The sequence below is a fragment of the Kitasatospora sp. NBC_01246 genome, assembly GCF_036226505.1.
Lineage (GTDB): Bacteria > Actinomycetota > Actinomycetes > Streptomycetales > Streptomycetaceae > Kitasatospora.
Window position 1 is genome coordinate 3,514,803 of record NZ_CP108484.1, and the last position, 24,683, is coordinate 3,539,485.

A 24,683-nucleotide genomic window follows, 5' to 3' on the forward strand; every position below is an offset into this window, starting at 1 on the left:
ACCGGGAGCGCCGCGCGAAGGACCTGCCGCTCAGGCCTCGCGCTGGCTGCGGCCCAGGAAGATGGCGAACACCGGCGGCTTCAGCGAGAGCAGTTCGAGCCGGCCGCCGTCCGCCTCCGCGAGGTCGCGGGCCACCGCCAGGCCGATCCCCGTCGAGTTGCGCCCGCTGACCGCCCGTTCGAAGACCCGGTTGCCCAGCTCCGGCGGCACCCCGGCGCCCTGGTCCTGCACCTCGACCACCACCGACGTCCCCGACGGCCGCACCCGCAGGGTGATCAGCCCGGCGCCGTGCATCAGCGAGTTCTCGATCAGGGTGGCCAGCACCTGGGCCACCGTGCCGGGGGTGCCGACGGCGGTGACCCCGTGCAGGCCCTCCACCTGGAGCACCCGGCCGGTGCCGCGCAGCGACGGGCCCCACTCCTCCACCTGCTGCTTGACCACGTCGTCCAGGTCGAAGGCGACGGCGGTGGGGCTGCGCGGGTCCCGCTGGGTGGTGAGCAGCCGCTGGACGACGTCGGTGAGCCGCTCGACCTGCTGGAGGGCGATGGTCGCCTCCTCCTTGACGGTCTCCGGATCCTCGGCGACCGCGGTGATCTCCTCCAGCCGCATGGAGAGCGCGGTGAGCGGGGTGCGCAGCTGGTGCGAGGCGTCGGCGGCGAGCCGCCGTTCGGCGGTGAGCATCCGGGCGATCCGCTCGGCGCTGACGTCCAGCACCTCGGCGACCCGGTCCAGCTCGGGCACCCCGTAGCGGCGGTCGCGCGGGCGCGGGTCGCCGGAGCCGAGCCGCTCGGCCGTCTCGGCGAGGTCGGTGAGCGGCCGGGCCAGCCGCTTGGCCTGCCAGACGGCCAGGGCGACGGCCGCCTGGACGGCGAGCAGCGCCACCACGCCGAGCAGCAGCAGCATGTTGGCGATCTCGTGGTCGACGCCGGCCCGGGACTGCTCGACGGTGACGGTCTCACCGCTGGCGCCCTGCTCGACGGACTTCAGCAGATGGGTCCCGGCCGGCCGCTCGCCGCTGGAGACGACGGACTTGCCGGGGATGTCCACCTCGACGTACTGGCCGTCGGTGACCTGGTTGGCGAACTTGTCGCCGGTGACCGGCTCGCCCGCGGAGAGCCGGTTCTCCACCAGGGCGAGCACCCGGACGGCGGCCGCGTCCACCCGGTCCTGCGCCGAGTTCACGATGGTGCGCTTCTCGACCAGGGCGAGCGGGACGCAGAACACCGCGACCACCACCAGGACGACGCCCAGCAGCGAGTTGATCATCCGGCGCTTCACGCGGCCGCTCCCCGTGGTGGTTCGTTCCCCTTACGGGGGCTACTTCTTCTTGAGGGGCTAGTTCTTCTCGAAGCGGAAGCCCACTCCGCGCACGGTGGCGATGTAGCGGGGGTTGGCCGCGTCGTCGCCGAGCTTCTTGCGCAGCCATGAGATGTGCATGTCCAGCGTCTTGGTGGAGGTCCACCAGGTGGTGTCCCAGACCTGGCGCATGATCTCCTCCCGGGTGACCACCCGCCCGGCGTCCCGGACCAGCACCCGCAGCAGCTCGAACTCCTTGGCGGAGAGCGTCAGCTCCTCCTCGCCGAGCCAGGCGCGGTGGGACTCGATGTCGATCTTCACCCCGTGCGCACCGGTGGTGAGCTGGTCCACGTTGCCGCGCCGGAGCAGGGCCCGGACGCGGGCGAGCAGCTCGGCGAGGCGGAAGGGCTTGGTGACGTAGTCGTCGGCACCGGCGTCCAGGCCGACCACGGTGTCCACCTCGTCCGCACGGGCGGTGAGGACGAGGACGGGGCAGCTCTTGCCGTCGGCCCGCAGGCGGCGGCAGACCTCCAGGCCGTCCATCTCGGGAAGACCGAGGTCGAGGACGACGAGGTCGACCTCCTCGGTGAGCCCGGCGGCCAGTGCGGCCGGACCGTCCTCGCGGACGAGCACCTCATAGCCCTCGCGTCGCAGGGCCCGGGCGAGCGGTTCGGAGATCGCCGGATCGTCCTCGGCGAGCAGCACACAGGTCATGTGGTGATGGTAGTCCGCCGGGGATAGGGGGCCTGCGCTGTGAGGTAGTTCACAGAGCGTGATCGTTATACGGAGCGCGATCACCGCTCAACGGACATGCCCCAGCCGCCCGTTCGGCGAAGATTCCACGGCTGGGTCTTGCATCCGAAGGAACATGTCCAGCCCTACCATGGATCTATCGATCAGATTGATCGCAGACTTTGCCATCGCCATACCTAATTGGCGTGTTTTGTCAGCTGATAACGCCAAATCTGGCCACGTACAGTGGTTTGGTCCACGTCCGCCGTACCCCCCTAGGCGGACGCTGTCAGCAAGGAACCACTACACATGGCGTCTACGACCCTGGAGTCCGGCATTCAGTCGGCCTCTCCCAGCGGCAAGACCTTCCTCGGGCACCCCCGTGGACTCGCCACTCTCTTCATGAGTGAGATGTGGGAGCGCTTCAGCTACTACGGCATGCGCGCCCTGCTGGTCCTTTACATGACCGCCTCCATCACGGAGGGCGGTCTCGGCATGAAGATGGCCGTGGCCAGCGCGGTCTACAGCGTGTACACGGCCATGGTCTACCTGCTGGCCCTGCCGGGCGGCTGGATCGCCGACCGATTCCTCGGTGCCCGCAAGACCGTCGCGGTGGGCGGCTCGATCATCATGATCGGCCACTTCCTGCTGGCCGTTCCGGCGAGCGTGTCGTTCTTCGTCGGCCTGGCGTTCATCGCGCTCGGCTCCGGCCTGCTGAAGGCCAACATCTCGACGATGGTCGGCCACCTGTACGACGGTCCGAACGACCCTCGCCGTGACGGTGGCTTCACCATCTTCTACATGGGCATCAACCTCGGTGCCTTCGCGGCGCCGCTGGTGATCGGCACCATCGGCCAGAGCGTCAACTGGCACCTCGGTTTCGCCCTCGCCGGTGTCGGCATGGCGATCGGCCTGATCCAGTTCATGCTGGGCAGCCGCCACCTGAGCGCCAAGAGCGACGTGGTGACCTCGCCGATCTCGGCAGCCGAGAAGCGCGTGATCTTCAGGAAGGCCGGCTTCTGGCTGGCGCTGGCCACCGTGTTCTACGCGGTCGTCGCGCTGACCGGCCACTTCACGATCAACTGGGCGATCTGGCCGCTCTCCATCGCCGGCATCGCGCTTCCCGTGTTCGTCTTCGCCAAGGTGAAGCGCGACAAGGACCTCGACGCGGGCGAGCAGTCCAAGATGAGCGGTTACATCTGGTTCTTCGTGGCCGCCGCCGTGTTCTGGATGATCTACGACCAGTCGGGCTCGACTCTGAGCATCTTCGCGGACGAGAACACCTCGTCCACGCTGTTCGGCTTCGACTTCCCGTCGACCTGGTTCCAGTCGCTGAACCCGCTGTACATCATGGCGCTGGCCCCGGTCTTCGCCTGGCTCTGGGTGGCCCTCTCCCACAAGGCCAAGAACCCCAGCACCACCATGAAGTTCGCGTTCGGTCTGCTGATGATCGGCGCCTCCTTCCTCGTCATGATGCTGGCCATGGCGGCTGCCGCGGGCGGCACCAAGGTCACCCCGCTCTGGCTGGCCATGGTGTACCTGATCCAGACGGTCGGTGAGCTGACGCTCTCCCCAGTGGGCCTGTCCGTCACCACCAAGCTGGCCCCGGCGAAGTACGCCAGCCAGATGATGGGCGTCTGGTTCCTCGCTGTCACCGCCGGTGACTGCGTCGCGGCCATCTTCCAGCTCGTCCTCGGCGACAGCGTGGTCGGCAGCACCTGGTACTTCGCGGTCCAGGGTGCGATGGCGATCGTCGCGGGCATCGGTCTGGCGATGTACCGCAAGAAGGTCGTGAAGCTGATGGGCAACGTCCACTGACTCACCCCGAAGCACCGCCGGGCACGCCCGGCGCGAGGGGCCGGTACGGATCGGAAGATCCGTACCGGCCCCCTTTTCGGGCGCGTGACCGCCCCGAGGCGTGTCAGGGTGTCGGGCATGTCGAGTGAATCGCTGCCCCGTCAGCTCGCCCGTACCCGTCGGTTCTCCCTCGGGGTGCCCGCCCATCCGGTCGTCTGCGACGGCGGGCGGACGGTGCTGTTCCTGCGCAGCCGGGCCGGGGACGACCCGGTCGGCTGTCTCTGGGCGCTGGACGCCGACAGCGGCGAGGAGCGGCTGCTGGCCGATCCGGCCGGGCTGGGCGGCGAGGGCCGGGACGTCCCCGAGGCGGAGCGGATCCGCCGCGAGCGCTCCCGCGTGCACGCCACCGGAATCACCGCCTTCGCCGCCGACCGGGCCGGCCGGGCGGTCGTCTTCGCCCTGGGCGGGGAGCTCTGGGTGGCGGACCCCGCCGGGGGCGGCGTCCGCCGGATACCGACCGCCACCGGCGTCTACGACCCGCGCCCGGACCCGACCGGCCGCCGGATCGCCTACGTGGGTGACGGGGCGCTGCGCGTCATCGGGGTGGACGGCACCGGGGACCGCGCGCTGGCCGAGCCCGAGCACGCCGAGGTCGCGTACGGCGTCCCCGACCACGTCGCCGCCGAGTCCATGCACCGCACCCGGGCGTACTGGTGGTCGCCGGACGGCACCCGGCTGCTGGCCGCCCGGGTGGACAACGGCCCGCTCGCCCGCCTCCACCTCGCCGACCCGGCCGATCCGGCGCGGCCGCCGCGCGTCCTGCGCTACCCGCTGGCCGGCACCGCCAACGCCGACGTCTCGCTCTGGCTGCTGGACCTCGACGGCGGCCGTACCGAGGCCCGCTGGGACAGGCCCGGGTTCGAGTACCTGGCCGCCGCCGGCTGGGACGCCCACGGCCCCTTCGCCGCCGTGCAGAGCCGGGACCAGCGCACCGTCCGCACCCTCGCCGTGGATCCGGCCGACGGCGCCACCCGGACGCTCGCCGAGCAGCGGGACGAGCACTGGGTCGAACTCGTCCCCGGCCTGCCCGTCCGCACCGCCGCCGGGGTCCTGGTCGACGCCGCGGACCTCGGCGACACCCGCCGGCTCACAGTGGGCGGCGAGCCCGTCACCCCGCCCGGTCTCCAACTGCGCTCGGTGCTCGGGACCGACGGCGAGCAGGTCCTCTTCACCGCCTCCACCGAGCCGACCGAAACCCACCTGTGGTCGTACGACCCGGCCGAGGGCGCCGTACGGCTCAGCTCCGCGCCCGGCGCGCACACCGGCGTACGGAGCGACGGCACCCTCGTCCACACCGCGCGGACGCCCGGTGCGCCCGGCGGGCACACCATCGTCCACCGGAACGGGCGCCCCGCCGTCGACCTGCGCTCGCACGCGCAGCGCCCCGTCCTCACCGCCCGGCCCGAGCTGCTCCGGCTGGGCCCGCGCGAGCTTCGCGCCACGCTCTTCCGGCCCACCGGCCACCGCCCCGGCGACGGCCCGCTGCCCGTCCTGCTCGACCCCTACGGCGGGCCCGCGCTGCAGAAGGCCACCGCGGCCGGCGGCTGGCCCGACCTGGTCTCGCAGTGGTTCGCCGACCAGGGCTTCGCCGTCCTGGTGGTGGACGGACGCGGCACTCCCGGCCGGGGCCCGCACTGGGAGAAGGCCGTGTTCGCGGACATCGCCACGCCGGTCCTGGACGACCAGGTCGAGGCCCTGCGGGAGGCCGCACTGGCCCACCCCGGGCTGCTGGACCTCGACCGGGTCGCCGTCCGGGGCTGGTCCTTCGGCGGCTTCCTGGCCGCCCTGGCCGTGCTGCGCCGCCCGGACGTCTTCCACGCCGCGGTGGCCGGGGCCGCGCCCACCGACCACCGGCTGTACGACACCCACTGGAAGGAGCGCTTCCTCGGCCACCCGGACGAGCACCCGGAGCGCTACGACGCCTGCTCGCTGATCCCCGACGCCGCCGGCCTGCGCCGGCCGCTGCTGCTGGTGCACGGCCTGGCCGACGACAACGTGCTGCCCGCGCACACGCTGCGGCTCTCCGCCGCCCTGCTCGCCGCCGGCCGCCCGCACGAGCTGCTGCCGCTCAGCGGGGCCACCCACTCCCCCAGCGACGAGACGGTGGCGGAGAACCTGCTGCTGCACCAGCTGGACTTCCTGCGCCGCGGCCTCGCCGCGCGGGGCCGGTAACGACCTGGGGGGCGACGGCGGTCGCCGTCGCCCCCCAGCCCCCGGAGCCGTGAAGGTCAGACCTCGCGGACCCCGGCCCGCCAGACCGCCGCCGTCAGCGGGACGCCCGGCCGGTACGCGAGGTGGACGTGCGAGGGCGCCTCCAGCAGCTGGAGGTCGGCCCGGGCGCCGACCGTCACCACGCCGACGTCGGTGCGCCGCAGCGCCCGGGCGCCGCCCGCGGTGGCGGCCCAGACCGCCTCGTCCGGCGTCATCCCCATCTCCCGGACCGCGACCGCGATGCAGAACGCCATCGAACTGGTGAAGCTGGAGCCCGGGTTGCAGTCGGTGGAGAGCGCGACGACGGCGCCCGCGGCGAGCAGCCGGCGCGCGTCCGGGTAGGCGGCGCGGGTGGAGAACTCCGCGCCCGGCAGCAGCGTCGCCACCGTGTCCGAGCCGGCCAGCGCGGCCACGTCCTCGTCGGTGAGGTGGGTGCAGTGGTCGGCCGAGGCCGCCCCCAGCTCGACGGCGAGCTGGACGCCCGGGCCGTAGGAGAGCTGGTTGGCGTGCACCCGGGGGGTGAGACCGCGCTCGATCCCGGCGGTCAGGATCGCCCGGGCCTGGTCCCCGTCGAAGGCGCCGTTCTCGCAGAAGACGTCCACCCAGCGGGCGTAGGGCGCGCAGGCGTCCAGCATGTCGCCGGTGACCAGGTCCACGTAGCCCGCCGGGTCGTCGGCGTACTCGGGGGCGACCACGTGGGCGCCCAGGTAGGTGGTCTCGGAGGTGTACGAGGAGGCGATCCGCAGCGCCCGGGCCTCGTCGACGACGGTCAGCCCGTAGCCGGACTTGCACTCGATCGCGGTCGTCCCCTGCCGCAGCGCCTCGCGCACGAACCGGGCCAGGTTGGCGTCGAGTTCGGCGTCGCTCGCGGCCCGGGTGGCGGCCACCGTCGTCCGGATCCCGCCCGCGGTGTACGACTGGCCGGACATCCGGGCGTTGAACTCCGCGGTGCGGTCCCCGGCGAACACCAGGTGGGCGTGCGAGTCGACGAAGCCGGGCAGCAGCGCCCGCCCGGCCGCGTCGAACCGCTCGTCCGCGGCGGGCGCCTCGGCCGCCGGCCCGACCCAGGCGACCGTGCCGCCGTCCACCACCACGGCCGCGTCGGTGAGCAGGCCGAGCGGCCCGGTCCCGTACGCGGGGTCGTTGGTGACCAGGCTGCCGATCCCGGTGATCAGGGTGCTCGGCATGCCCTGGCTCTGCGGGCTGCTCGGGGTGCTCACATCAGGCCTTTCGGGGCTGGACCCGGGGCGGGCGGGGTCGGCCCCCGCCCGCCCCCGGGAGGTACGGGGACTCAGCAGCTCAGCGCGGCGATCGAGGACCGCAGCGCGCCCGGGACGTCGGGCACCAGCTGGTGGGCGCCGTCCCGGACGATCTGCCGTCCGCCGACCACCACGTGCCGCACGTCGGCGGCCGAGGCGGCGAACACCGCGATCTCGGCGCCGAGCCGGCTCGGCGGCCCGGCGGTGCGCACCGAGTCCAGGGCGATCACGGTGAAGTCGGCCAGGGCGCCGGCCTCGATCCGCCCGGCCTCCGGCCAGCCGAGCGAGGCGTGTCCGTCCTCGGTGCCCGCCCGCAGCAGCGAGTTGGCCGTCCAGTGGCCCCGGGTCCTGGTCCGCAGTCGCTCGTCCAGCTCCAGCGCGCGGGCCTCCTCGAACGGGTCGATGACGGCGTGGCTGTCACTGCCCAGGGTGATCGGGCAGCCCGCCGAGGCGAGCCGGCGGGCCGGACCGATGCCGTCGGCGAGGTCCCGCTCGGTGGTGGGGCACATGCAGATGGCGGTCGAGGAGTCGCTGAGGAGCTTGATGTCCTCGTCTGTGAGGTGGGTGGCGTGCACCGCCGAGGTGCGCGGGCCGAGCGCGCCGTGGTCGGCGAGCAGCCTGGTCGGGGTGACGCCGTGCGCGGTGAGGCAGGCGTCGTTCTCGGCGGTCTGCTCGGAGAGGTGGACGTGCAGCGGGGCCCGGCGGCCGTCCGTCCACCGCGCGACGGTGCCGAGCTGCTCCGCCGGTACCGCCCGCACCGAGTGGATCGCGGCGCCGATCCGGGCGTGCTCGCGCGGCTTGAGCGCCTCCACCCGCTCGGCCCAGGCGTCGGCGTCGCCGTCGCTGAACCGGAGCTGCGGCCTGGTCGGCTCGGCGCCGAAGCCGGCCGACAGGTAGCAGGTGTCCAGCAGGGTGATCCGGATCCCGGCCCGGGCGGCGGCCTCGATCAGCGCCTCGCCCATCGCGTTCGGATCGTCGTAGCGGCTCCCGCCGGGCGCGTGGTGCAGGTAGTGGAACTCCCCCACCGCGGTGATCCCGGCCAGCGCCATCTCGGCGTAGACGGCGGTGGCGAGCTCCAGGTAGCTGTCCGGGTCGAGCGCCCCGGCGAACCGGTACATGGTGTCGCGCCAGGTCCAGAAGGTGCCGGAGCCGACCTGCACGTGGCCGCGCAGCGCCCGGTGGAAGGCGTGCGAGTGCGCGTTGGCCTGGCCGGGCAGCAGCAGCCCGGCCAGCCGGACGGCGCCGGGCGGACAGGGCCCGCTGTCCGGCGTCACCGCGGTGATCCGGCCGCCGGGGCCGGTGGCGATCAGCACGTCCTGCTCGACCACCGGCCCGTTGGCGTGCGGCAGCCAGGCGTGCTCCGCCCAGTAAGTCGTCATGTGCGCGCCTCCGGCACGGCCTACTGACACGCCAGGTCCTCCAGTACGTCGGCGAGGGCGGTCACGCCGGCCAGGCAGTCGGCCGTCTCCGCGTGCTCGGCCGGGGAGTGCGAGACCCCGCTCGGGTTACGTACGAACAGCATGGCGGTCGGGATCGCCGATGCCAGGATTCCGGCGTCGTGTCCCGCGCCGGTGGGCAGGATGGGCACGCCGTCGGGGGCGCCCGCCGCGTTGAGCCGCCGGGCGAGCCGGTCGCGCAGCGGGCCGTCGAACTCCACCACCGGCGTGTAGGACTCGCGGGTCAGTTCGACCCGGACGCCGTCGCGGTCGCCGCGCTCGTACGCCGCCCGCTCGATCTCCTCGACCAGGGCGGTGAGCGTCTGCTCGTCGGCGGCCCGGGAGTCCAGCCAGCCGCGCACCAGGGAGGCGATCGCGTTGGTGCCGTTGGGCTCGACCGCGACCTTGCCGAAGGTGGCCAGCGCCCCTGCCGTCCGCGCCTTCTTCCGCGCCGCGAGCACGGTGTTGGCGTAGGTGAGCATCGGGTCGCGGCGGTCCTCGATCCGGGTGGTGCCGGCGTGGTTCGCCTCCCCGTGGAAGTCGAACCGCCAGCGGCCGTGCGGCCAGATCGCGCCGGCCACGCCGACCGGCTGGTCCTCGGCGAGGTAGCGGCCCTGCTCGACGTGGAGTTCGACGAAGGCGCCGATCCGGGCCAGCCGGTCGCCGTCCGCGCCGATCCCGGCCGGGTCGTAGCCGGCCTTCTCCATCGCGTCGGGCAGCCGGACGCCGTCGGCGTCGCGCAGCTCGTACGCCTGGTCGCGGCCGAGCACGCCCGCGCTCAGCCGGGAGCCGATGCAGGCCACGCCGAACCGGGCGCCCTCCTCGTCACCGAAGTTGACGATGGCCAGCGGCCGGTCGAACTCGGCTCCCCGCCCGCGGAGTTCGTCCAGCGCGGCGAAGGAGGAGACCACCCCGAGCGGGCCGTCGAAGGCGCCGCCGTCGGGGACGGAGTCCAGGTGCGAGCCGGTGACGATCGCGCCCTCGCCCGCCGGGTCGCCCAGCCAGGCCCACTGGTTGCCGTTGCGGTCCAGCTCGTAGGTCAGCCCGCGGCCGCGGGCCTGCTCCTCGAACCAGGACCGGCACTCGGCGTCGGCGGAGTTCCAGGCGAAGCGGCGGTAGCCGCCGGAGGAGGCGGAGCGGCCCACCGGGAGCAGCTCCGCCCACATCTCTTCGAAGGTCACAGCTCACCCGTCGAGCCGTGCTCGTTCATCGGGACGCGGACGCCGCGCTCGGCGGCGACCTCGTCGGCCCGGTCGTAGCCGGCGTCGACGTGGCGGATCACGCCCATGCCCGGGTCGTTGGTGAGCACCCGGCGGATCTTCTCGCCGGCCAGCGCGGTGCCGTCGGCCACCGTGACCTGGCCCGCGTGGATCGAGCGGCCGATGCCGACGCCGCCGCCGTGGTGGATGGAGACCCAGGACGCGCCGGAGGCGACGTTGACCATGGCGTTGAGCAGCGGCCAGTCGGCGATCGCGTCGGAGCCGTCCAGCATCGCCTCGGTCTCCCGGTACGGGGAGGCGACCGAGCCGCAGTCCAGGTGGTCGCGGCCGATCACGATCGGCGCGGACAGCTCGCCGGAGGCGACCATGTCGTTGAACCGCTCGCCGGCCTTGTCGCGCTCGCCGTAGCCGAGCCAGCAGATCCGCGCCGGCAGGCCCTGGAAGTGCACCTTCTCCTGGGCCATCTTGATCCAGCGGTGCAGCGACTCGTTCTCCGGGAAGAGGTCGAGCACGGCCTTGTCGGTCTTGGCGATGTCCTGCGGGTCGCCGGAGAGCGCCGCCCAGCGGAACGGGCCCTTGCCCTCGCAGAACAGCGGCCGGATGTAGGCCGGGACGAAGCCCGGGAAGGCGAACGCGCGGTCGTAGCCGGCCAGCTGGGCCTCACCGCGGATCGAGTTGCCGTAGTCGAACACCTCGGCGCCGGCGTCCATGAAGCCGACCATCGCCTCGACGTGCCGGGCCATCGACTCGCGCGAGCGCTGGGTGAACTCGGCGGGCTTCTCTGCCGCGTAGGTCGCCATGTCGTCGAAGGCGACGCCGACCGGCAGGTAGCTCAGCGGGTCGTGGGCGCTGGTCTGGTCGGTGACGATGTCGATCGGCGCGTCCATCGAGAGCAGCTGCGGGAACACCTCGGCGGCGTTGCCCAGCAGGCCGATGGAGAGCGGCTCGCGGCGGTCGCGGGCGGCGGTGGCCAGCTCCAGCGCGTGCGCGAGGTTCTTGGCCTCGACGTCCAGGTAGCGGTGCTCGATCCGGCGGGAGATCCGGGACGGGTCGCAGTCGACGCAGATCGCCACGCCGCCGTTCATCGTCACGGCCAGCGGCTGGGCGCCGCCCATGCCGCCGAGGCCGGCGGTGAGGGTGATCGTCCCCGCCAGGGTGCCGTCGAACCGCTTGTTGGCGACGGCGGCGAAGGTCTCGTAGGTGCCCTGGAGGATGCCCTGGGTGCCGATGTAGATCCACGATCCGGCGGTCATCTGGCCGTACATGGTGAGGCCGAGGCTCTCCAGCCGCCGGAACTCCTCCCAGTTCGCCCAGTCGCCGACCAGGTTGGAGTTGGCGATCAGCACGCGCGGCGCCCACTCGTGCGTCTGCATGACGCCGACCGGCCGCCCGGACTGGACCAGCATGGTCTCGTCCTGCTTCAGCGTCTCCAGCGTGCGCACCATGGCGTCGAACGAGCGCCAGTCCCGCGCCGCCTTGCCGGTGCCGCCGTAGACGACGAGCTTCGACGGGTGCTCGGCCACCTCGGGGTCGAGGTTGTTCATCAGCATCCGCAGGGCAGCCTCCTGCTGCCACCCCTGCGCCGTCAGCCCCGTACCGCGCGCCGCCCGCACCTCGCGCGGCCCGCTCGCCTGCTGCTGCACCATGTCCCGGCTCCCTACGGATGAATTCATTCAAGCTCGACTTGGCTGAATATATCCAATCATTCAGTCTCCGGCCAGACCTGAGCGCATCCGATCAGCCGGCATCGCGACAACCCCGCCGCGCTACCCCGAGTCGGGCGAACACCAGCCACTCGGCCCAGGCGCCGCCGGGTGGAGGGCACGGCGATGCGCCCCGCCGTACACCCCGGACAGCCCCGCGGCGGCCGCGCGACGGCCGCCGCGGAGTCCGGGCGAGGCACGGGCCTGCGCGCGCGGGATCGTCGCGGGAGCCGCCCGGCCCTGCGCGGCGGGCGCGCGAGGCGGACGGCCGACCCGACCCGGCGTCAGGCCGCCGCGTCGCCGTCCCAGTCGATGCCGATCTCGGCGAGCCAGCGGCGGTCGTCGGCGTCGGGGTCCGCGGGCGCGGCCGGGGCGGCCGGGCGCGGCGGGCGGGGGATCTCCTGGACGGGGCCGAGGCCGTACTTGTCGGCGGCCGCCGCGGCGCGGCCGTCGGGCTCGATGACGCCGACGTGGACGGCGCTCTCGTCACCGGCGTCGAGGACGACGAGTTCGGGTTCGGGCAGCCGCCGCAGGGTGACGCGGCGTCCGCAGGCCGGGCAGGACCATTCGTCGGCGCCCGAGGCGAGTCGGCCGACGAACTTCATCTCGTGGATCACGCGCATCACAGGCTCCCCCTGCCGGTCGGCCCTGCTCCGGGGCCTGTTGACAGGATTCCCGCCCCAAGTACGGTCCTACTCCAAAAACAGCCCACGAGCCGTCGCGGACTGCTCGATCGACTCCAACCGGGCCTCGGCGCCGGGGAGTTCGTCGCACATGGTCTGGAGCAGCACCCGGCCGAGCATCATCGGCGCGCACGCGGTGTCGAAGACCAGGCCGGTGCCGACGGCGGCCGGCAGCATCAGGTCGGAGAGCTTGGCGACCGGCGCGAAGGCACTGTCGGCGACCGTCAGCACCGTCAGACCGCAGTCCCGGGCCACCGTCAGGGCGTCCATCAGCTCGCGCGGGTAGCGCGGCAGGGCGAAGCAGAGCAGCGCGGAGGCGCCGGCGGCGGCAGCCTGTTCCAGGCGGTCGGCGAGCATGCTGCCGCCCTCGTCGAGCAGCCGGATGTCCGGGTGCACCTTGGCCGCGAAGTAGGCGAAGCCGCGGGCCTGCGCGGAGGCGGCCCGCAGGCCGAGGACGGGCAGCGGGCGGGAGGCGGCGAGCAGCCGGGCCGCGCGGATGATCGGCTCGGGGTCGGCGAGCAGCTCGGCGAGCAGCCGCAGGTGCTCGATCTCGGCGAGGACGGCCTGCTGGTGCTCGTTGCGCACCACGTCGTCCGGGGTCTCCGGGGCGGCGCTCGGCTCCCCCGCGCCCAGCTCGCGCAGCTGCTTGCGCAGCGCGGGGTAGCCGTCGTAGCCGAGAGCCACCGCGAAGCGGGTGACCGAGGGCTGGCTGACGCCGGCCAGTTCGGCGACCTCGACGCTGGAGAGGAACGGCGCCTCGGTGGCGTGCCGGACGAGCGAGTGGGCGATCCGGCGCTGGGTGGGGGTGAGCCGGTGGCCCTCGAAGAGCTGGAGGAGTCGGGCGGAGGGGCCTACCGTGCCGGTGTCGTCGGTGGCGGTCATCAGCGGTACCTCCGGGTGCGAGCTGTTCGGACGACGACTGTGCAGCAGCGGACTGCCGCTGGCAAAGACGTCTCGTACGCCGGGACGCCCGATGAGACCCCCCGGCGGTGCGGATCACCCCTCCGGGTGACCCTGATTTCCCCCTGATCCGCCCCGATCCCGGCGCGAACCGATGGACTGGAGCCCCGGCGCTGCACCAGGCTGAGCGCCATGGACACACGCCAGGACGAACTGCGACGCGACCTCGACGCGGCTCTGCAGACCCGCAAGGAGCTGGGCGAGGAGTACGAGTCGGAGATCGTCGACTCGTTCCTCGCCCGGCTGGACGCCCGCCTCGACGCCCGGGTGGAGCGCCGGGTGGCGGAGCGGCTCGACGGCTACGGCCCGGCGGAGCACCTGCGCCGGCGCTCCTTCGGCCGTTCCGGCTCGAAGCTGCCGCTGATCTCGCTGGTCCTCGGCATCCCGCTGACCGGCATCGCGACCAGCGGCTCGAACGGCTTCATGGGCCTGCTGGTCTGCTGGGCCGGCATCGTCGGCGTCAACTACGCCGCCATCGCCGCCGACCGGCGCGAGGAGAAGCGCGCCCGGCCGCCGCGGGGCGAGTGGGACTGACTCCCGCCCGCCCCGGGCGGCGGCGGCCTCGTCAGGCCAGCGGCCCGGTGACCTTCTCGACGGCCCACACCAGCTCGCCGGAGGCGACCAGCGCGGCGGCGGCCTCCAGGTCCGGCGAGAGGAAGCGGTCGCGGCCGGCGCCGCCGACCCCGGCCTCCCGGGCGACGGCCAGCGCGGCGAGGGTCGCCGGCGAGGGCGTGCCGCTGGCGTCGGCCTGCCGGCGGATCTCCAGGGCGCGGGAGGCGGCGGTCAGCTCGACGGCCAGGATCCGGCCGAGGTTCTCGACGGACTGGCGCAGCTTGCGGGCGGCCGACCAGCCCATCGAGACGTGGTCCTCCTGCATCGCGGAGGACGGGATCGAGTCGACCGAGGCCGGCACGGCGAGCCGCTTGTTCTCGCTGACCAGGGCCGCCTGGGTGTACTGGGCGATCATCAGACCGGAGTCCACGCCCGGGTCGTCGGCGAGGAAGGCCGGCAGGCCGTGCGAGCGGGCCTTGTCCAGCAGCCGGTCGGTACGGCGCTCGGAGATCGAGCCGAGGTCGGCGGCCGCGATGGCGAGGAAGTCCAGCACGTAGGCGACCGGGGCGCCGTGGAAGTTGCCGTTGGACTCGACCCGGCCGTCCGGCAGCACCACCGGGTTGTCGACCGAGGCGGCCAGCTCCCGGGAGGCGACCAGGGCGGCATGGGCCACCGTGTCGCGGCCGGCGCCGGCGACCTGGGGGGCGCAGCGGATCGAGTAGGCGTCCTGGACGCGCGGGGCGTCGTCCTGGTGGTGGCCGGTGAGGCCGGAGCCCTTGAGGACGGCCAGCATGTTGGCGGCGCTCAGCGCCTGGCCGGGGTGGGGGCGGATCGGGGCGTGCAGCTCGGGGGCGAGCACCTTGTCGGTGCCGAGCAGCGCCTCCAGGGTCATCGCGGCGGTGATGTCGGCGGTGGTGAACAGGCGCTGGAGGTCGGCGATGGCCATCACCAGCATGCCGAGCATGCCGTCGGTGCCGTTGATGAGGGCCAGGCCCTCCTTCTCCAGCAGCTCGACCGGCTCGATGCCGGCCGCGGCGAGCAGCTCGCCGGAGGGCTTGTCGACGCCGTCCGGGCCGGTCGCCACGCCCTCGCCCATCAGGACCAGCGCACAGTGCGAGAGCGGGGCGAGGTCGCCGGAGCAGCCGAGCGAGCCGAACTCGCGGACCACCGGCGTGATGCCGGCGTTCAGGATGGCGGCCATGGTCTGGGCGACCACCGGGCGTACGCCGGTCCGGCCGGAGGCCAGCGTCTTCATCCGCAGGAACATCAGCGCGCGGACCACCTCGCGCTCCACCGCCGGGCCCATCCCGGCGGCGTGCGAACGCACCAGCGAGCGCTGCAGCTGGGCGCGGAGCTCGGGGCTGATGTGCCGGACGGCGAGCGCGCCGAAGCCGGTGGAGACGCCGTAGACGGGGCGCGGCTCGGCCGCGAGGGCCTCGATCCGGGCCCGCGCGGTCGCCATCTCGGCGAGCGCGTCCGGACCGATCTCTACCCGGGCGTTGCCCCGGGCGACGGCCAGCACGTCCTCGGCGCTGACGTCGGCCTTGCCGACCTGGACGAGGGGCGCATCGGGGGCCACAGCACTGTGCATATCCATATGCATCATCACACCAGCTGAATGAAGATATGACAACCAGTGGATCCCACCTGGCGGACTCCCGCCCGCCGGACGGAGCCGGCCGCGGCCGCCCTCCACGTCCCGCCGGAGGGCGCGCCGGCGCCGACGGCCCGGCCGGGACCTCCACACCACCCTCGCCGACGGCGGGCGCCGGCCGCCTCACGGCATCGCCGATCGGGTGACGGGCGCCCGCCCCACGAGTCGCCCCCACCGGCGCCCGGCCACCGGCCCCACCCCGATTTCCGAAGCGCCACCCCGATACCGCACGCTGGGGTCGACGGACGGCACGGAGGCGGAGGACCGATGACGCGGGCGACGGCACGGCGGCGAGTGGTGCGGCTGCACGGGGACGGCCGCAGCACGCGACCGGACGCCCTCGCGGCGGAGGAGCCGCTGGAGATCCGGGTCGGCGGCGAGCCGCTGACGGTGACCATGCGCACGCCCGGCCAGGACTTCGACCTGGTGGCCGGCTTCCTGGTCGGCGAGGGGCTGGTGCACACGGCCGAGGACCTCGCGGCCCTGCGCTACTGCGCCGGGACGGACGAGGACGGCGCGAACACCTACAACGTGGTGGACGCGGCCCTGCGCGGCGCCCGCGCCCTCCCGCTCTCCGCCCACCGCAACCTGCTCACCACCAGCGCCTGCGGCCTCTGCGGCCGCGACACGGTGGACGCCGTCCGCACCCACGTCCGCCACCCCGTCGGGGACGACCCGCTGACCGTCCCCCCGGCCCTGCTGTACGGGCTGGCGGACCGGCTCCGGGCCACCCAGCGGACCTTCGACTCGACCGGCGGCCTGCACGCGGCCGGGCTGTTCGACGGGACGAGCGGCGCGCTGCTCTGCGCCCGCGAGGACGTCGGCCGGCACAACGCGGTGGACAAGGTGGTCGGCTGGGCCCTGCGCGCGGGCCGGCTGCCGCTGACCGGGCACGTCCTGCTGGTCAGCGGTCGCGCCTCGTTCGAGCTGACCCAGAAGGCCGCGCTGGCGGGCGTCCCCCTGCTGGCCGCCGTCTCCGCGCCGTCCTCCCTCGCGGTGGACCTCGCCGAGGAGCTGGGCCTGACCCTGGTCGGCTTCCTGCGCGGCGAACGCGCCAACGTCTACACCCGCCCGGACCGGATCAGCGGCTGACCGGCCGGCCTCCGCCCGCCCCACCCCGGAGAGCCGACCCGCCCCGGAGCGTGCGGGCTCGGTCCGATCCTTCAGCAAGACGAGACGTATCGTTTCGCCAGCGCCCTAGAATGGGCCCATGACCCGCAGCAGCTCTCCCGATCCCACCCGCCGCAGCGAGCGCTCCCGCCAGGCCGTCCTCACCGCCGCCGCCGAACTGGTGGCCGAGGTGGGCTTCGGCAAGCTGACCATCGAGGCGATCGCCGCCCGGGCCGGCGTCGGCAAGCAGACCATCTACCGCTGGTGGCCCTCCAAGGGCGCGGTGGTCTTCGACGCCTTCCAGGCCGCCAACGAGAACGCCTCCGGCAGTCTGGCGCTGCCCGACACCGGCGACCTCGCCGCCGACCTGCGCGCCGTCCTGCGGCCGACGGCCGACCAGCTCGCCGACCCGGGCTTCGACAACACCGGCCGCGGCCTGGTCTCCGAGCACCTGCGCGACCCGGCCCTGCTGCGGGAGTACCGCGAGCGCCTGCTGGACCCTCTACTGGAGGTCACCCGGGAGCGCCTGCGCACCGCCCGCGAGGCCGGGCAGATCGCCGCCGACGCCGACCTCGACCTCGCCGTCGAACTGCTCTACGGCCCGATGTACTACCGCTGGCTGCACGGCCTCGGCCCGCTCGACCACGCCTACGCGGACCGTCTGGTGGCGGGCGTCCTGCGCGCCCTGCGGCCGTGACCGGTCCGGCGGCCGGCCCGTGGACCCACCGGGTCCACGGGCCCGCGCGGTCTACTGCCGGTTGCGGCGGCGGAGCATCACGACCACCGCGATGATCACGGCGATCACGATCAGCACCACCACGATGCCGATCACCACACCGATGATCTTGCCGAAGAAGCCCTTCTTCTTCTTCTTCGACTTCGACTTGGACTTGTCCTTGGACCCGGCCAGCCGGGTGCCGTCCTGCTGCCCGGCCACGGCCGGGGCCGCCTGGGCCGCCTGGACGGCGCCCCCCGCGGCGGCAGAACCGGCGGCGGAACCGGCGGCGGTGCTGACCGCGGCGGCGCGCGGCGCGGCCTCGGCCGCCGGGGCGGCTGCCAGCGTGGCACCGCCCAGCGCCAGCACCGCGGAGAGGACAAGGCTCGTCAGACGAGCGCGCATGGGTTTCGACCCCCGTTCCGGCCCGGCCCCCGTGGCCCGCCGACGGCGGATACCATCCCACGTCCGGGGCTCGCCGCCCAGCCCCGCGGCAGCCTCCGCACCGGACCGCGACCGGCTCGGAACAGGCCGGTCACCGAACCGGCACAAGCCCCCCAACCGGTCCGTCCACGAACCGGGCCCGCCTCAGCCCGGCGGCGGGGAGGCCGGGCCGGAGAGCGCCACGGCGACCAGGGCCCGCATCGCGCTGGCGACCTGTCCGAGCGGCAGCGTCGCGTCGTCGGCGAACAGTTCCACCAGCCAGCCGCCGGCCGGGTTCTGGCCGCCCGCCGCGACCATCCCCCGGTAGCCGCTGACCACCAGCATGGCCTCCTCGGACGGGTCGTTCCCGGCCGCGCCCGCGCGCAGCGCGAAGGACCCGCCGCGCACCGCCTGCCGGGTCATCGGGTAGTGCCGCAGGTCGAAGACGGCGTCCGGGGCCTCGATCTGGGCCCGCTGGGTCTCCGCCCGCGAGCTGCTCGGTCCGCTGGTCATCCGGTACACGGCGTGCTGGGCGGTGCGCATCAGGTGCGAGCCGGGCGGCACGTAGGAGACCCACCAGCCGACCGCGTCGAGCAGCCGGGAGGCCGTCTCCGCGACCACCGCCAGCTTGCCGATGGTGTCGGCGGGGTGGACCGAGCGGGTGACCCCGCGCTGGTCCAGGGCGGCGAGCACGGCGGTGAGCAGCTGTCCCGGGTCGGCGCTGTGCGCGGCGCCGCGGAACCGCCGCCGGTCGCCGGCGCCCGGCCGGCCCGGGACGCGCCCCCGGCCGTCGGCCCGATGGTGCGGATCGGCGGCGTCGGCCAGCAGCACGGTCGGGTCCGGCGACAGGCCGGGGCCGTGGCTGCGGCCGGCCACCACGGGATGTGCGGCGCGGGCGGCCTTGGCCCGGTACTGCGCGGCGTCGGCGAGCCGGAACAGCCGGTCGGGCGTGGTGACCGGGCCGATCGAGTCCCCGGTGGAGGCGACCCCGCAGGCGACGCCCTCGCCCTCGGCCAGCGCCAGGGCCCGCGCGCACAGCTCCTCGGCGACGGCGACCACCTCGTCCGCCTTCTGGCCCTCCACCAGCAGGCAGAACTCGTCGCCGCCGAGACGGGCGGCGAGGCTGCCGGGCAGCCTGGCGGCGGCCAGCGACAGCTGGTGGGCGAAGCGCTCCAGCAGCCGGTCGCCCATCTCGTGTCCGAGCTGGTCGTTGACCCGCTTCAGGCCGTTGACGTCGCAGACCACCAGCGAGACCACCGTGCCGTCGCGGTTGTGCGCCTCCAGTGCGCTCTCCAGCCGGGCGTCCACCGCCCGCCGGTTGGCCAGCCCGGTCAGCGGGTCGGAGAAGGCGAGCTTGCGCAGGTCGGCGAGGCGTTCGGTCTGCGCGAGCCCGGCCGAGATCTGGGCGGCGAGCAGGGTGGCGTACTCGGCGTCGCCCTCGGTGAACTCCGCCGTCCCGGTGGACCTGGCCAGGTAGAGCTCCCCCCAGGCCTGTCCGTGCAGCACGATCGGGGCGACCACGCAGCAGCCCCGGCCGCGCCGGCGCAGCGCGGCGGCCCGCTCCTGGCAGTAGGCCCCGGCGGTGGGGTGGGCGTGCCCGGCGTGGAGTTCGGTGTTCTCGGCGCTCTGCAGCCAGGCGCGGGGCAGCCGTCCGGTGGTCCAGCGCTCCTCCAGGTAGGTGACGATCTCGGGGAAGTCCGCCACCGGGTAGGACTCGTCCTCCGGCAGCTCCTCCTCGCCCGGCGCCAGCTCCCCGTGGTTGACCAGGACCCGCAGCCGGCCGGACTCCCGGTCCCAGACCGAGACGGCCGCCATGGTGGCGCCGAGGGCCTCGGTGGCGCGGACGGCGGCCGCGCGGACCGCCTCCAGCGGGGTGAGCGCCCCCGCCATGTCCTGGGCGAGCTCCACCACGGACGTCAGCCGCGGGTCGGGGGCGGCCGGCAGCTCCGGGCGGTCGCACACGCAACCGCGGTCCGTCGTGATCGCCTCACTGCCCACCGGCTCGCCCCGTTCCCTGTGCTCGGTCCCGTCCGGCGCGGTGGCTCACCCACCGCGAACCGGACCCGTCCGCCTGCACCAAGACTAGGGCGGTTTCGCTCGGTTATGCCCCGTTTGCCCGCACGGATCCGCCCGGCCGGACCGGTTTCAGCCGTACGGCTTTCGGACGACGGCCACCCGCCCCGCCGGGTGACCGTGCCACCGGCCCGGACTCCGCCGCGCCCTGCCCGGACGTCCGCCTACCCCGTGAGCGGCCGGGTACTCCCCGCGGCCTCCGGGAGCCCGGCGGTCCGGGGCGGCGCCCGCTACTCGCCGCGCGGCCGCCGCGACAGCAGCCACGGCTCGACCAGCCCCAGCCCGCGCACCGGCCGGCGCCACATCGGCTGGAGGCTGAACCGGCGCCCCGCGTCCGGCGCCGGCACCGGGAGCCCGGAGGCGGGCAGTCCGGAGGCGGCCGACAGCGCCTCGGCCAGCCCCGGCCCGTCCGCGTCGGCCGGGGCGACACTGCCGTTCTGCTCCAGCGCGGCCGCGAACTCGCCGTCGATCAGCACCGCGTCCTTCGGGGCGATCGAGGTGAGCCGGCTGGCCAGGTTGACCGTGGTGCCGAAGACGTCGCCCATCCGCGAGGTGACGGTGCCGAAGGCCATGCCGACCCGCAGCGCGGGGATGGTGTCATCCTCGGCCAGCGCCTCGATCAGGCTGAACGCGATCTCGGCGGCCGTCCCCGGATCCTCGGAGACGTACAGGATCTCGTCGCCGAGGGTCTTGATCACCCGGCCGCCCTGGCCGGCGATCAGGTCGGAGCAGGTGTTCTCGAAGGTCTCGACCAGCTCGCCGAGCTCCTCCTCCTCCAGCCGGCGCGAGAGCCGGGTGAAGCCGACCAGGTCGGCGAAGCCGACGGCCAGCCGGCCGCTGGTGATCTCGGTGTCCTCGGCGGCCTGCACCACCCGGCCGGTGACGGCGGCCAGCTGGCGGCGCCAGACGTACACCAGGAACTGCTCCAGCTCCGGCAGCAGCAGCTCGACCAGCGGGTAGGCGACGTCGGCGCGAGTCAGCCCGGGCTCGACGGACTGGGTGAGGTTCTCCAGGAAGGTGTCCATCTGCCAGCCGGCCAGCCGGGCGGTGGTCTGCCCGGTCGAGCGGGCGACCTGGATCGCCATCGGCTCGCTGAGCAGGCCCGACTCCACCAGACCGGCGAGCCGGCGCAGCGCGATCACGTCGCCGTCGGTGAGCGCCCGGGACTGCCCGATGTCCGGGAAGCCCATCGCCCGCCAGAAGCGGGTGGCCAGCTCCATCGGGACGTCGGCGGCCCGCGCGGCCTGGTACGGGGTGTAGCGGCGTGGCGCGTCCAGGATCAGGCGTTCCAGGTCGAGCGCGACCGTCTGGTCGTCGGAGCCCGCCGTACCGCCGTTGCCGCCGTCCTCTGCCACCGGTCCGTCCCCGTGCGGTCGCCGCACTTGCCTCGTGTCCTGCCTGTCCGAACGCGCCCGCAACCCGCCGGGCAGTGGCGCGCCTCACACTGCTGCCAGGTGGAATGTTCGCACGGAATCCCGCGATCCGGGGCATCCGCCCGGGTCAAGGAGAGGTGAAGAGTGCCGCTCAGCGCGGCTCGGGGCGCACGTGGACGACGTCTCCCGCGCCCACCGGACGCCGTGCACCGTCGGGGGTGCGGACCACCAGCCGGCCGTCGCCGTCGATCGCCACCGCCTCGCCGACGAGTTCGCGGTCGCCCGGCAGGTGGACCTTGACCGGACGGCCGAGCGTGGTGCACCGGTCCGCGTAGGCGGCCAGCAGACCGCTGGCGTGCGGGTCGCCGGCCGCGGCCGTCCACTCGGTGTAGAGGACGGCGAACTCGCGCAGCAGCGCGCGGAGCAGGGTGGACCGGTCGGTCACCGCGGCGCCGGCCAGCAGCAGCGAGGCGGCGGTCGGGACGGGCAGCTCGCCCTCGCGCAGCGACACGTTGAGGCCGAGGCCGGCCACCACCGCGCCGCCGCTGAGCTCGGTGAGGATGCCGCCGAGCTTGCGCTCCGCGCCGTCGACGGTGACCTGGAGGTCGTTGGGCCACTTCAGGCCGACCTCGACCTCGGCGACCCGGCTCAGCGTGGCGGCCGCGGCGACGCCGACCAGGATCGGCAACCAGCCGTACCGCTCGACGGGTACCTCGTCCGGGCGAAGCAGGACGGAGAGGAAGAGCCCCGACCGGGGCGGCGCCGTCCACTGCCGCTCCAGCCGCCCGCGCCCGGCGCTCTGCGCCTCGGCGACCAGCACGGCGCCCTGCGGCGCGCCGGCCCCGGCCCGGGCGGCGAGGTCGCTGTTGGTGGAACCGGTCTCGGTGACGACGTCCAGCGCGGTCCAGAACCCGCCCGGCCGGACGAGGTCGCGGCGCAGCGCCTCGGCGTCCAGCGGCGGCCGGTCCAGATCGGTCCAGGGCGACGGCCCGGCGTGGCCGAAGCCGCGCAGTCCACTGCGGCGGGGGGTGTCGGAGTCGGTCATGACCACGAGACTAGGGGTTTCGCCCCGCCCGCCGCGCGGTGGCCGTAGGCCGCCATATCGTCCCGCAGAACGGGCGTTGACACACTGTGTCGCTGGCCATAACCGGAAAGCCCCGGTGCTGGCTACGCTACTCGACGGTAGTTCGTTGCGCCGCCCTGCCCTCATGCGCGTGTCCCCGCCCAGACGCGCGTACCACCGAACAGGCCGCGGCCCATGGATCAGGGAGAGCCCACCCGATGACCGAGGCCCCGTACGACCCCCACACCACCGCCGGCAAGCTCGCCGACCTGCGGCGCAGGATCGACGAGGCGGTGCACTCCGGCTCCGCCAAGGCCGTGGAGAAGCAGCACGCCAAGGGGAAGCTGACCGCGCGTGAGCGCGTCGTCGAGCTGATGGACGAGGGCTCCTTCGTGGAGTTCGACGAGTTCGCCCGGCACCGCTCGACCAACTTCGGCCAGGAGAAGAACCGCCCGTACGGCGACGGCGTGGTGACCGGCTACGGCACCGTCGACGGCCGTCAGGTCGCCGTCTTCGCGCAGGACTTCACCGTCTTCGGCGGCTCGCTCGGCGAGGTGTTCGGCGAGAAGATCGTCAAGGTGATGGACTTCGCGCTGAAGACCGGCTGCCCGGTCATCGGCATCAACGACTCCGGCGGCGCCCGGATCCAGGAGGGCGTGGTCTCGCTCGGCCTGTACGGCGAGATCTTCCGCCGCAACGTGCACGCCTCCGGGGTCGTCCCGCAGATCTCGCTGATCATGGGCCCCTGCGCGGGCGGCGCGGTGTACTCGCCCGCGATCACCGACTTCGTGGTGATGGCCGATCAGACCTCGCACATGTTCATCACCGGCCCGGACGTGATCAAGACCGTCACCGGTGAGGACGTCGGCATGGAGGAGCTGGGCGGCGCGCGCACCCACAACACCAAGTCCGGCAACGCGCACTACCTGGCCGCGGACGAGAAGGAGGCGATCGAGTACGTCAAGAGCCTGCTCTCGTACCTGCCCTCCAACAACCTCTCCGACCCGCCGGCCTTCCCCGAGGAGGCGGACCTCTCCGTCACCGACGAGGACCTCGAACTCGACACCCTCGTGCCGGACTCGGCGAACCAGCCGTACGACATGCACACGGTGATCGAGCACGTCCTGGACGACGGCGAGTTCCTGGAGACCCAGGCGCTGTACGCGGGCAACATCATCACCGGCTTCGGCCGGGTCGAGGGCCACCCGGTCGGCATCGTCGGCAACCAGCCGATGGACCTGGCCGGCTGCCTGGACATCAACGCCAGCGAGAAGGCCGCCCGGTTCATCCGGACCTGCGACAGCTTCAACATCCCGGTGATCACCTTCGTGGACGTGCCCGGCTTCCTGCCCGGCACCGAGCAGGAGTGGGACGGCATCATCCGCCGCGGCGCCAAGCTGATCTACGCCTACGCCGAGGCCACCGTGCCGATGATCACCGTGATCACCCGCAAGGCCTTCGGCGGCGCGTACGACGTCATGGGCTCCAAGCACCTGGGCGCCGACCTCAACCTGGCCTGGCCGACCGCGCAGATCGCGGTGATGGGCGCGCAGGGCGCGGCCAACATCGTCTACCGGCGCGAGCTGGCCGAGGCCGCCGCCGCGGGCGCCGACGTCGACGCCCGCCGGGCTGAGCTGGTCTCCGAGTACGAGGACACCCTGCTCAACCCGTACCTGGCCGCCGAGCGCGGCTACGTGGACGCCGTCATCGCGCCGAGCGACACCCGCCGGCACATCGTCCGCGGGCTGCGCGCGCTGCGCGGCAAGCGTGAGGTGCTGCCGCCGAAGAAGCACGGAAACATCCCCCTGTAAGCGCTGCCGCGAGAGGATTGAGCCATGGCCCCGATCCACGTGCTGCACGGGCAGCCGACCCCCGAGGAGCTGGCCACCGTCCTGGCGGTGGTCCAGTCCCGGGCCGCCGCCGCGCAGGCGGCCGCCGAGGCGGCCCGCCGGGCCGGCGCCGGCCCGGACTCCGCCTGGAACGACCGCGCCCGCCGGCTGCGCGCCACCCCCCGCCCGGGCGTCAACGCCTGGCGCACCTCGGGCTGGGCCGGCTAGCACCGCCGGGAGGGGGTGGGAGGCCGGCCCGTCCGGCGTCCCACCCCCTTCGCGCGCCCGGATTGCCCCGAAAGCTGAGTACGCGTACTCAGGCGTCACCGCGGCGGCGCGACGCACCCTGGACAGGTGCTCTGGTCCGACCCCCGCGACGAGCCCTCCCCGGAGGCCCGCCGACTGCAGGAGAGGCTCCGCCGCGCCGGCCATGTGCTCGCGGCCTGCCTCCTGTTGATCGCCGTCCTGCTGATGGTCTGACCGGTGATGGTCTGACCGGCGCCCGGACCGGCCCCCGGCAGGCGGGCGGAGCGA

General features: G+C 73.9%; 20 protein-coding genes and 1 pseudogene. 8 read left to right on the top strand and 13 right to left on the bottom strand.

What is annotated here, in order from left to right:
* Positions 1-30: 30 nt before the first annotated feature.
* Positions 31-1,278, bottom strand: a complete 1,248-nt coding sequence (locus tag OG618_RS15275; protein ID WP_329487954.1) for an ATP-binding protein — start codon at positions 1,276-1,278, stop codon at positions 31-33.
* A 57-nt stretch (positions 1,279-1,335) separates the two neighbouring features.
* Positions 1,336-2,010 (bottom strand): response regulator transcription factor, encoded by a 675-nt coding sequence (locus OG618_RS15280; protein ID WP_073924168.1) that lies wholly within the window; start codon positions 2,008-2,010, stop codon positions 1,336-1,338.
* 327 nt (positions 2,011-2,337) lie between these two features.
* On the opposite strand from OG618_RS15280, the gene OG618_RS15285 reads away from it, so the two are divergent.
* Together OG618_RS15285 and OG618_RS15290 are read left to right on the top strand one after the other, a co-directional pair.
* Entirely contained in the window at positions 2,338-3,846 is a 1,509-nt protein-coding gene (locus OG618_RS15285; protein WP_329487955.1) for a peptide MFS transporter, read from the top strand.
* Positions 3,847-3,963: 117 nt separating this feature from the next.
* Complete coding sequence (locus OG618_RS15290) at positions 3,964-6,057, top strand: S9 family peptidase (RefSeq protein WP_329487956.1); 2,094 nt, start codon at positions 3,964-3,966, stop codon at positions 6,055-6,057.
* Positions 6,058-6,113: 56 nt separating this feature from the next.
* Here OG618_RS15290 and hutI read toward each other — a convergent pair whose 3' ends face one another.
* The 6 genes from hutI to OG618_RS15320 all read right to left on the bottom strand — a co-directional run bounded on the left by hutI (position 6,114) and on the right by OG618_RS15320 (position 13,279).
* Positions 6,114-7,283: an imidazolonepropionase gene (gene hutI, locus OG618_RS15295; RefSeq protein ID WP_329492123.1), complete on the bottom strand. Its 1,170-nt coding sequence runs from the start codon at positions 7,281-7,283 to the stop codon at positions 6,114-6,116.
* Between the two features lie 104 nt (positions 7,284-7,387).
* Entirely contained in the window at positions 7,388-8,734 is a 1,347-nt protein-coding gene (locus OG618_RS15300; RefSeq protein WP_329487957.1) for a formimidoylglutamate deiminase, read from the bottom strand.
* A 20-nt stretch (positions 8,735-8,754) separates the two neighbouring features.
* On the bottom strand, positions 8,755-9,957 hold the full coding sequence (locus OG618_RS15305) for an allantoate amidohydrolase (RefSeq protein ID WP_329492124.1): 1,203 nt from the start codon (positions 9,955-9,957) through the stop codon (positions 8,755-8,757).
* Between the two features lie 11 nt (positions 9,958-9,968).
* Positions 9,969-11,657 (bottom strand): urocanate hydratase, encoded by a 1,689-nt coding sequence (hutU, locus tag OG618_RS15310; RefSeq protein ID WP_329487958.1) that lies wholly within the window; start codon positions 11,655-11,657, stop codon positions 9,969-9,971.
* A gap of 341 nt (positions 11,658-11,998) precedes the next feature.
* Positions 11,999-12,337: a hypothetical protein gene (locus OG618_RS15315; RefSeq protein ID WP_329487959.1), complete on the bottom strand. Its 339-nt coding sequence runs from the start codon at positions 12,335-12,337 to the stop codon at positions 11,999-12,001.
* 69 nt (positions 12,338-12,406) lie between these two features.
* Positions 12,407-13,279 carry a MurR/RpiR family transcriptional regulator gene (locus tag OG618_RS15320; RefSeq protein WP_329487960.1) on the bottom strand — a complete coding sequence of 291 codons (873 nt, stop codon included), beginning with the start codon at positions 13,277-13,279 and terminating at the stop codon, positions 12,407-12,409.
* Positions 13,280-13,489: 210 nt separating this feature from the next.
* Here OG618_RS15320 and OG618_RS15325 point away from each other — a divergent pair, with 210 nt between their 5' ends.
* Positions 13,490-13,891, top strand: coding sequence for a hypothetical protein (locus OG618_RS15325; protein WP_329487961.1), 402 nt, complete (start codon positions 13,490-13,492; stop codon positions 13,889-13,891).
* 31 nt (positions 13,892-13,922) lie between these two features.
* On the opposite strand, the gene hutH is transcribed toward OG618_RS15325, so the two are convergent.
* A complete protein-coding gene (gene hutH, locus OG618_RS15330; RefSeq protein WP_329487962.1) occupies positions 13,923-15,506 on the bottom strand; it encodes a histidine ammonia-lyase in 1,584 nt (527 codons plus the stop codon).
* Positions 15,507-15,830: 324 nt separating this feature from the next.
* Between hutH and fdhD the strand changes: the two genes are divergently transcribed.
* A complete protein-coding gene (gene fdhD / locus OG618_RS15335; RefSeq protein WP_329487963.1) occupies positions 15,831-16,655 on the top strand; it encodes a formate dehydrogenase accessory sulfurtransferase FdhD in 825 nt (274 codons plus the stop codon).
* Between the two features lie 118 nt (positions 16,656-16,773).
* Positions 16,774-17,370, top strand: a complete 597-nt coding sequence (locus OG618_RS15340; RefSeq protein WP_329487964.1) for a TetR/AcrR family transcriptional regulator — start codon at positions 16,774-16,776, stop codon at positions 17,368-17,370.
* 51 nt (positions 17,371-17,421) lie between these two features.
* Here the strand turns inward: OG618_RS15340 and OG618_RS15345 are convergent, their stop codons facing one another.
* The 4 genes and pseudogenes from OG618_RS15345 to OG618_RS15360 form a co-directional block, all read right to left on the bottom strand.
* On the bottom strand, positions 17,422-17,793 hold the full coding sequence (locus OG618_RS15345; protein ID WP_329487965.1) for a hypothetical protein: 372 nt from the start codon (positions 17,791-17,793) through the stop codon (positions 17,422-17,424).
* A 765-nt stretch (positions 17,794-18,558) separates the two neighbouring features.
* Positions 18,559-19,701: pseudogene (locus OG618_RS15350) on the bottom strand (diguanylate cyclase domain-containing protein); the annotation flags it as partial.
* 413 nt (positions 19,702-20,114) lie between these two features.
* Positions 20,115-21,239, bottom strand: a complete 1,125-nt coding sequence (locus tag OG618_RS15355) for an adenylate/guanylate cyclase domain-containing protein (RefSeq protein ID WP_329487966.1) — start codon at positions 21,237-21,239, stop codon at positions 20,115-20,117.
* A 169-nt stretch (positions 21,240-21,408) separates the two neighbouring features.
* Positions 21,409-22,302, bottom strand: coding sequence for a biotin--[acetyl-CoA-carboxylase] ligase (locus tag OG618_RS15360; protein WP_329487967.1), 894 nt, complete (start codon positions 22,300-22,302; stop codon positions 21,409-21,411).
* Positions 22,303-22,538: 236 nt separating this feature from the next.
* On the opposite strand from OG618_RS15360, the gene OG618_RS15365 reads away from it, so the two are divergent.
* The 3 genes from OG618_RS15365 to mmpB all read left to right on the top strand — a co-directional run bounded on the left by OG618_RS15365 (position 22,539) and on the right by mmpB (position 24,629).
* Entirely contained in the window at positions 22,539-24,131 is a 1,593-nt protein-coding gene (locus OG618_RS15365) for an acyl-CoA carboxylase subunit beta (RefSeq protein ID WP_329487968.1), read from the top strand.
* 24 nt (positions 24,132-24,155) lie between these two features.
* Positions 24,156-24,377 carry an acyl-CoA carboxylase subunit epsilon gene (locus tag OG618_RS15370; protein WP_093861821.1) on the top strand — a complete coding sequence of 74 codons (222 nt, stop codon included), beginning with the start codon at positions 24,156-24,158 and terminating at the stop codon, positions 24,375-24,377.
* 126 nt (positions 24,378-24,503) lie between these two features.
* Entirely contained in the window at positions 24,504-24,629 is a 126-nt protein-coding gene (mmpB, locus tag OG618_RS15375) for a morphogenic membrane protein MmpB (protein WP_329487969.1), read from the top strand.
* Positions 24,630-24,683 lie beyond the last annotated feature (54 nt).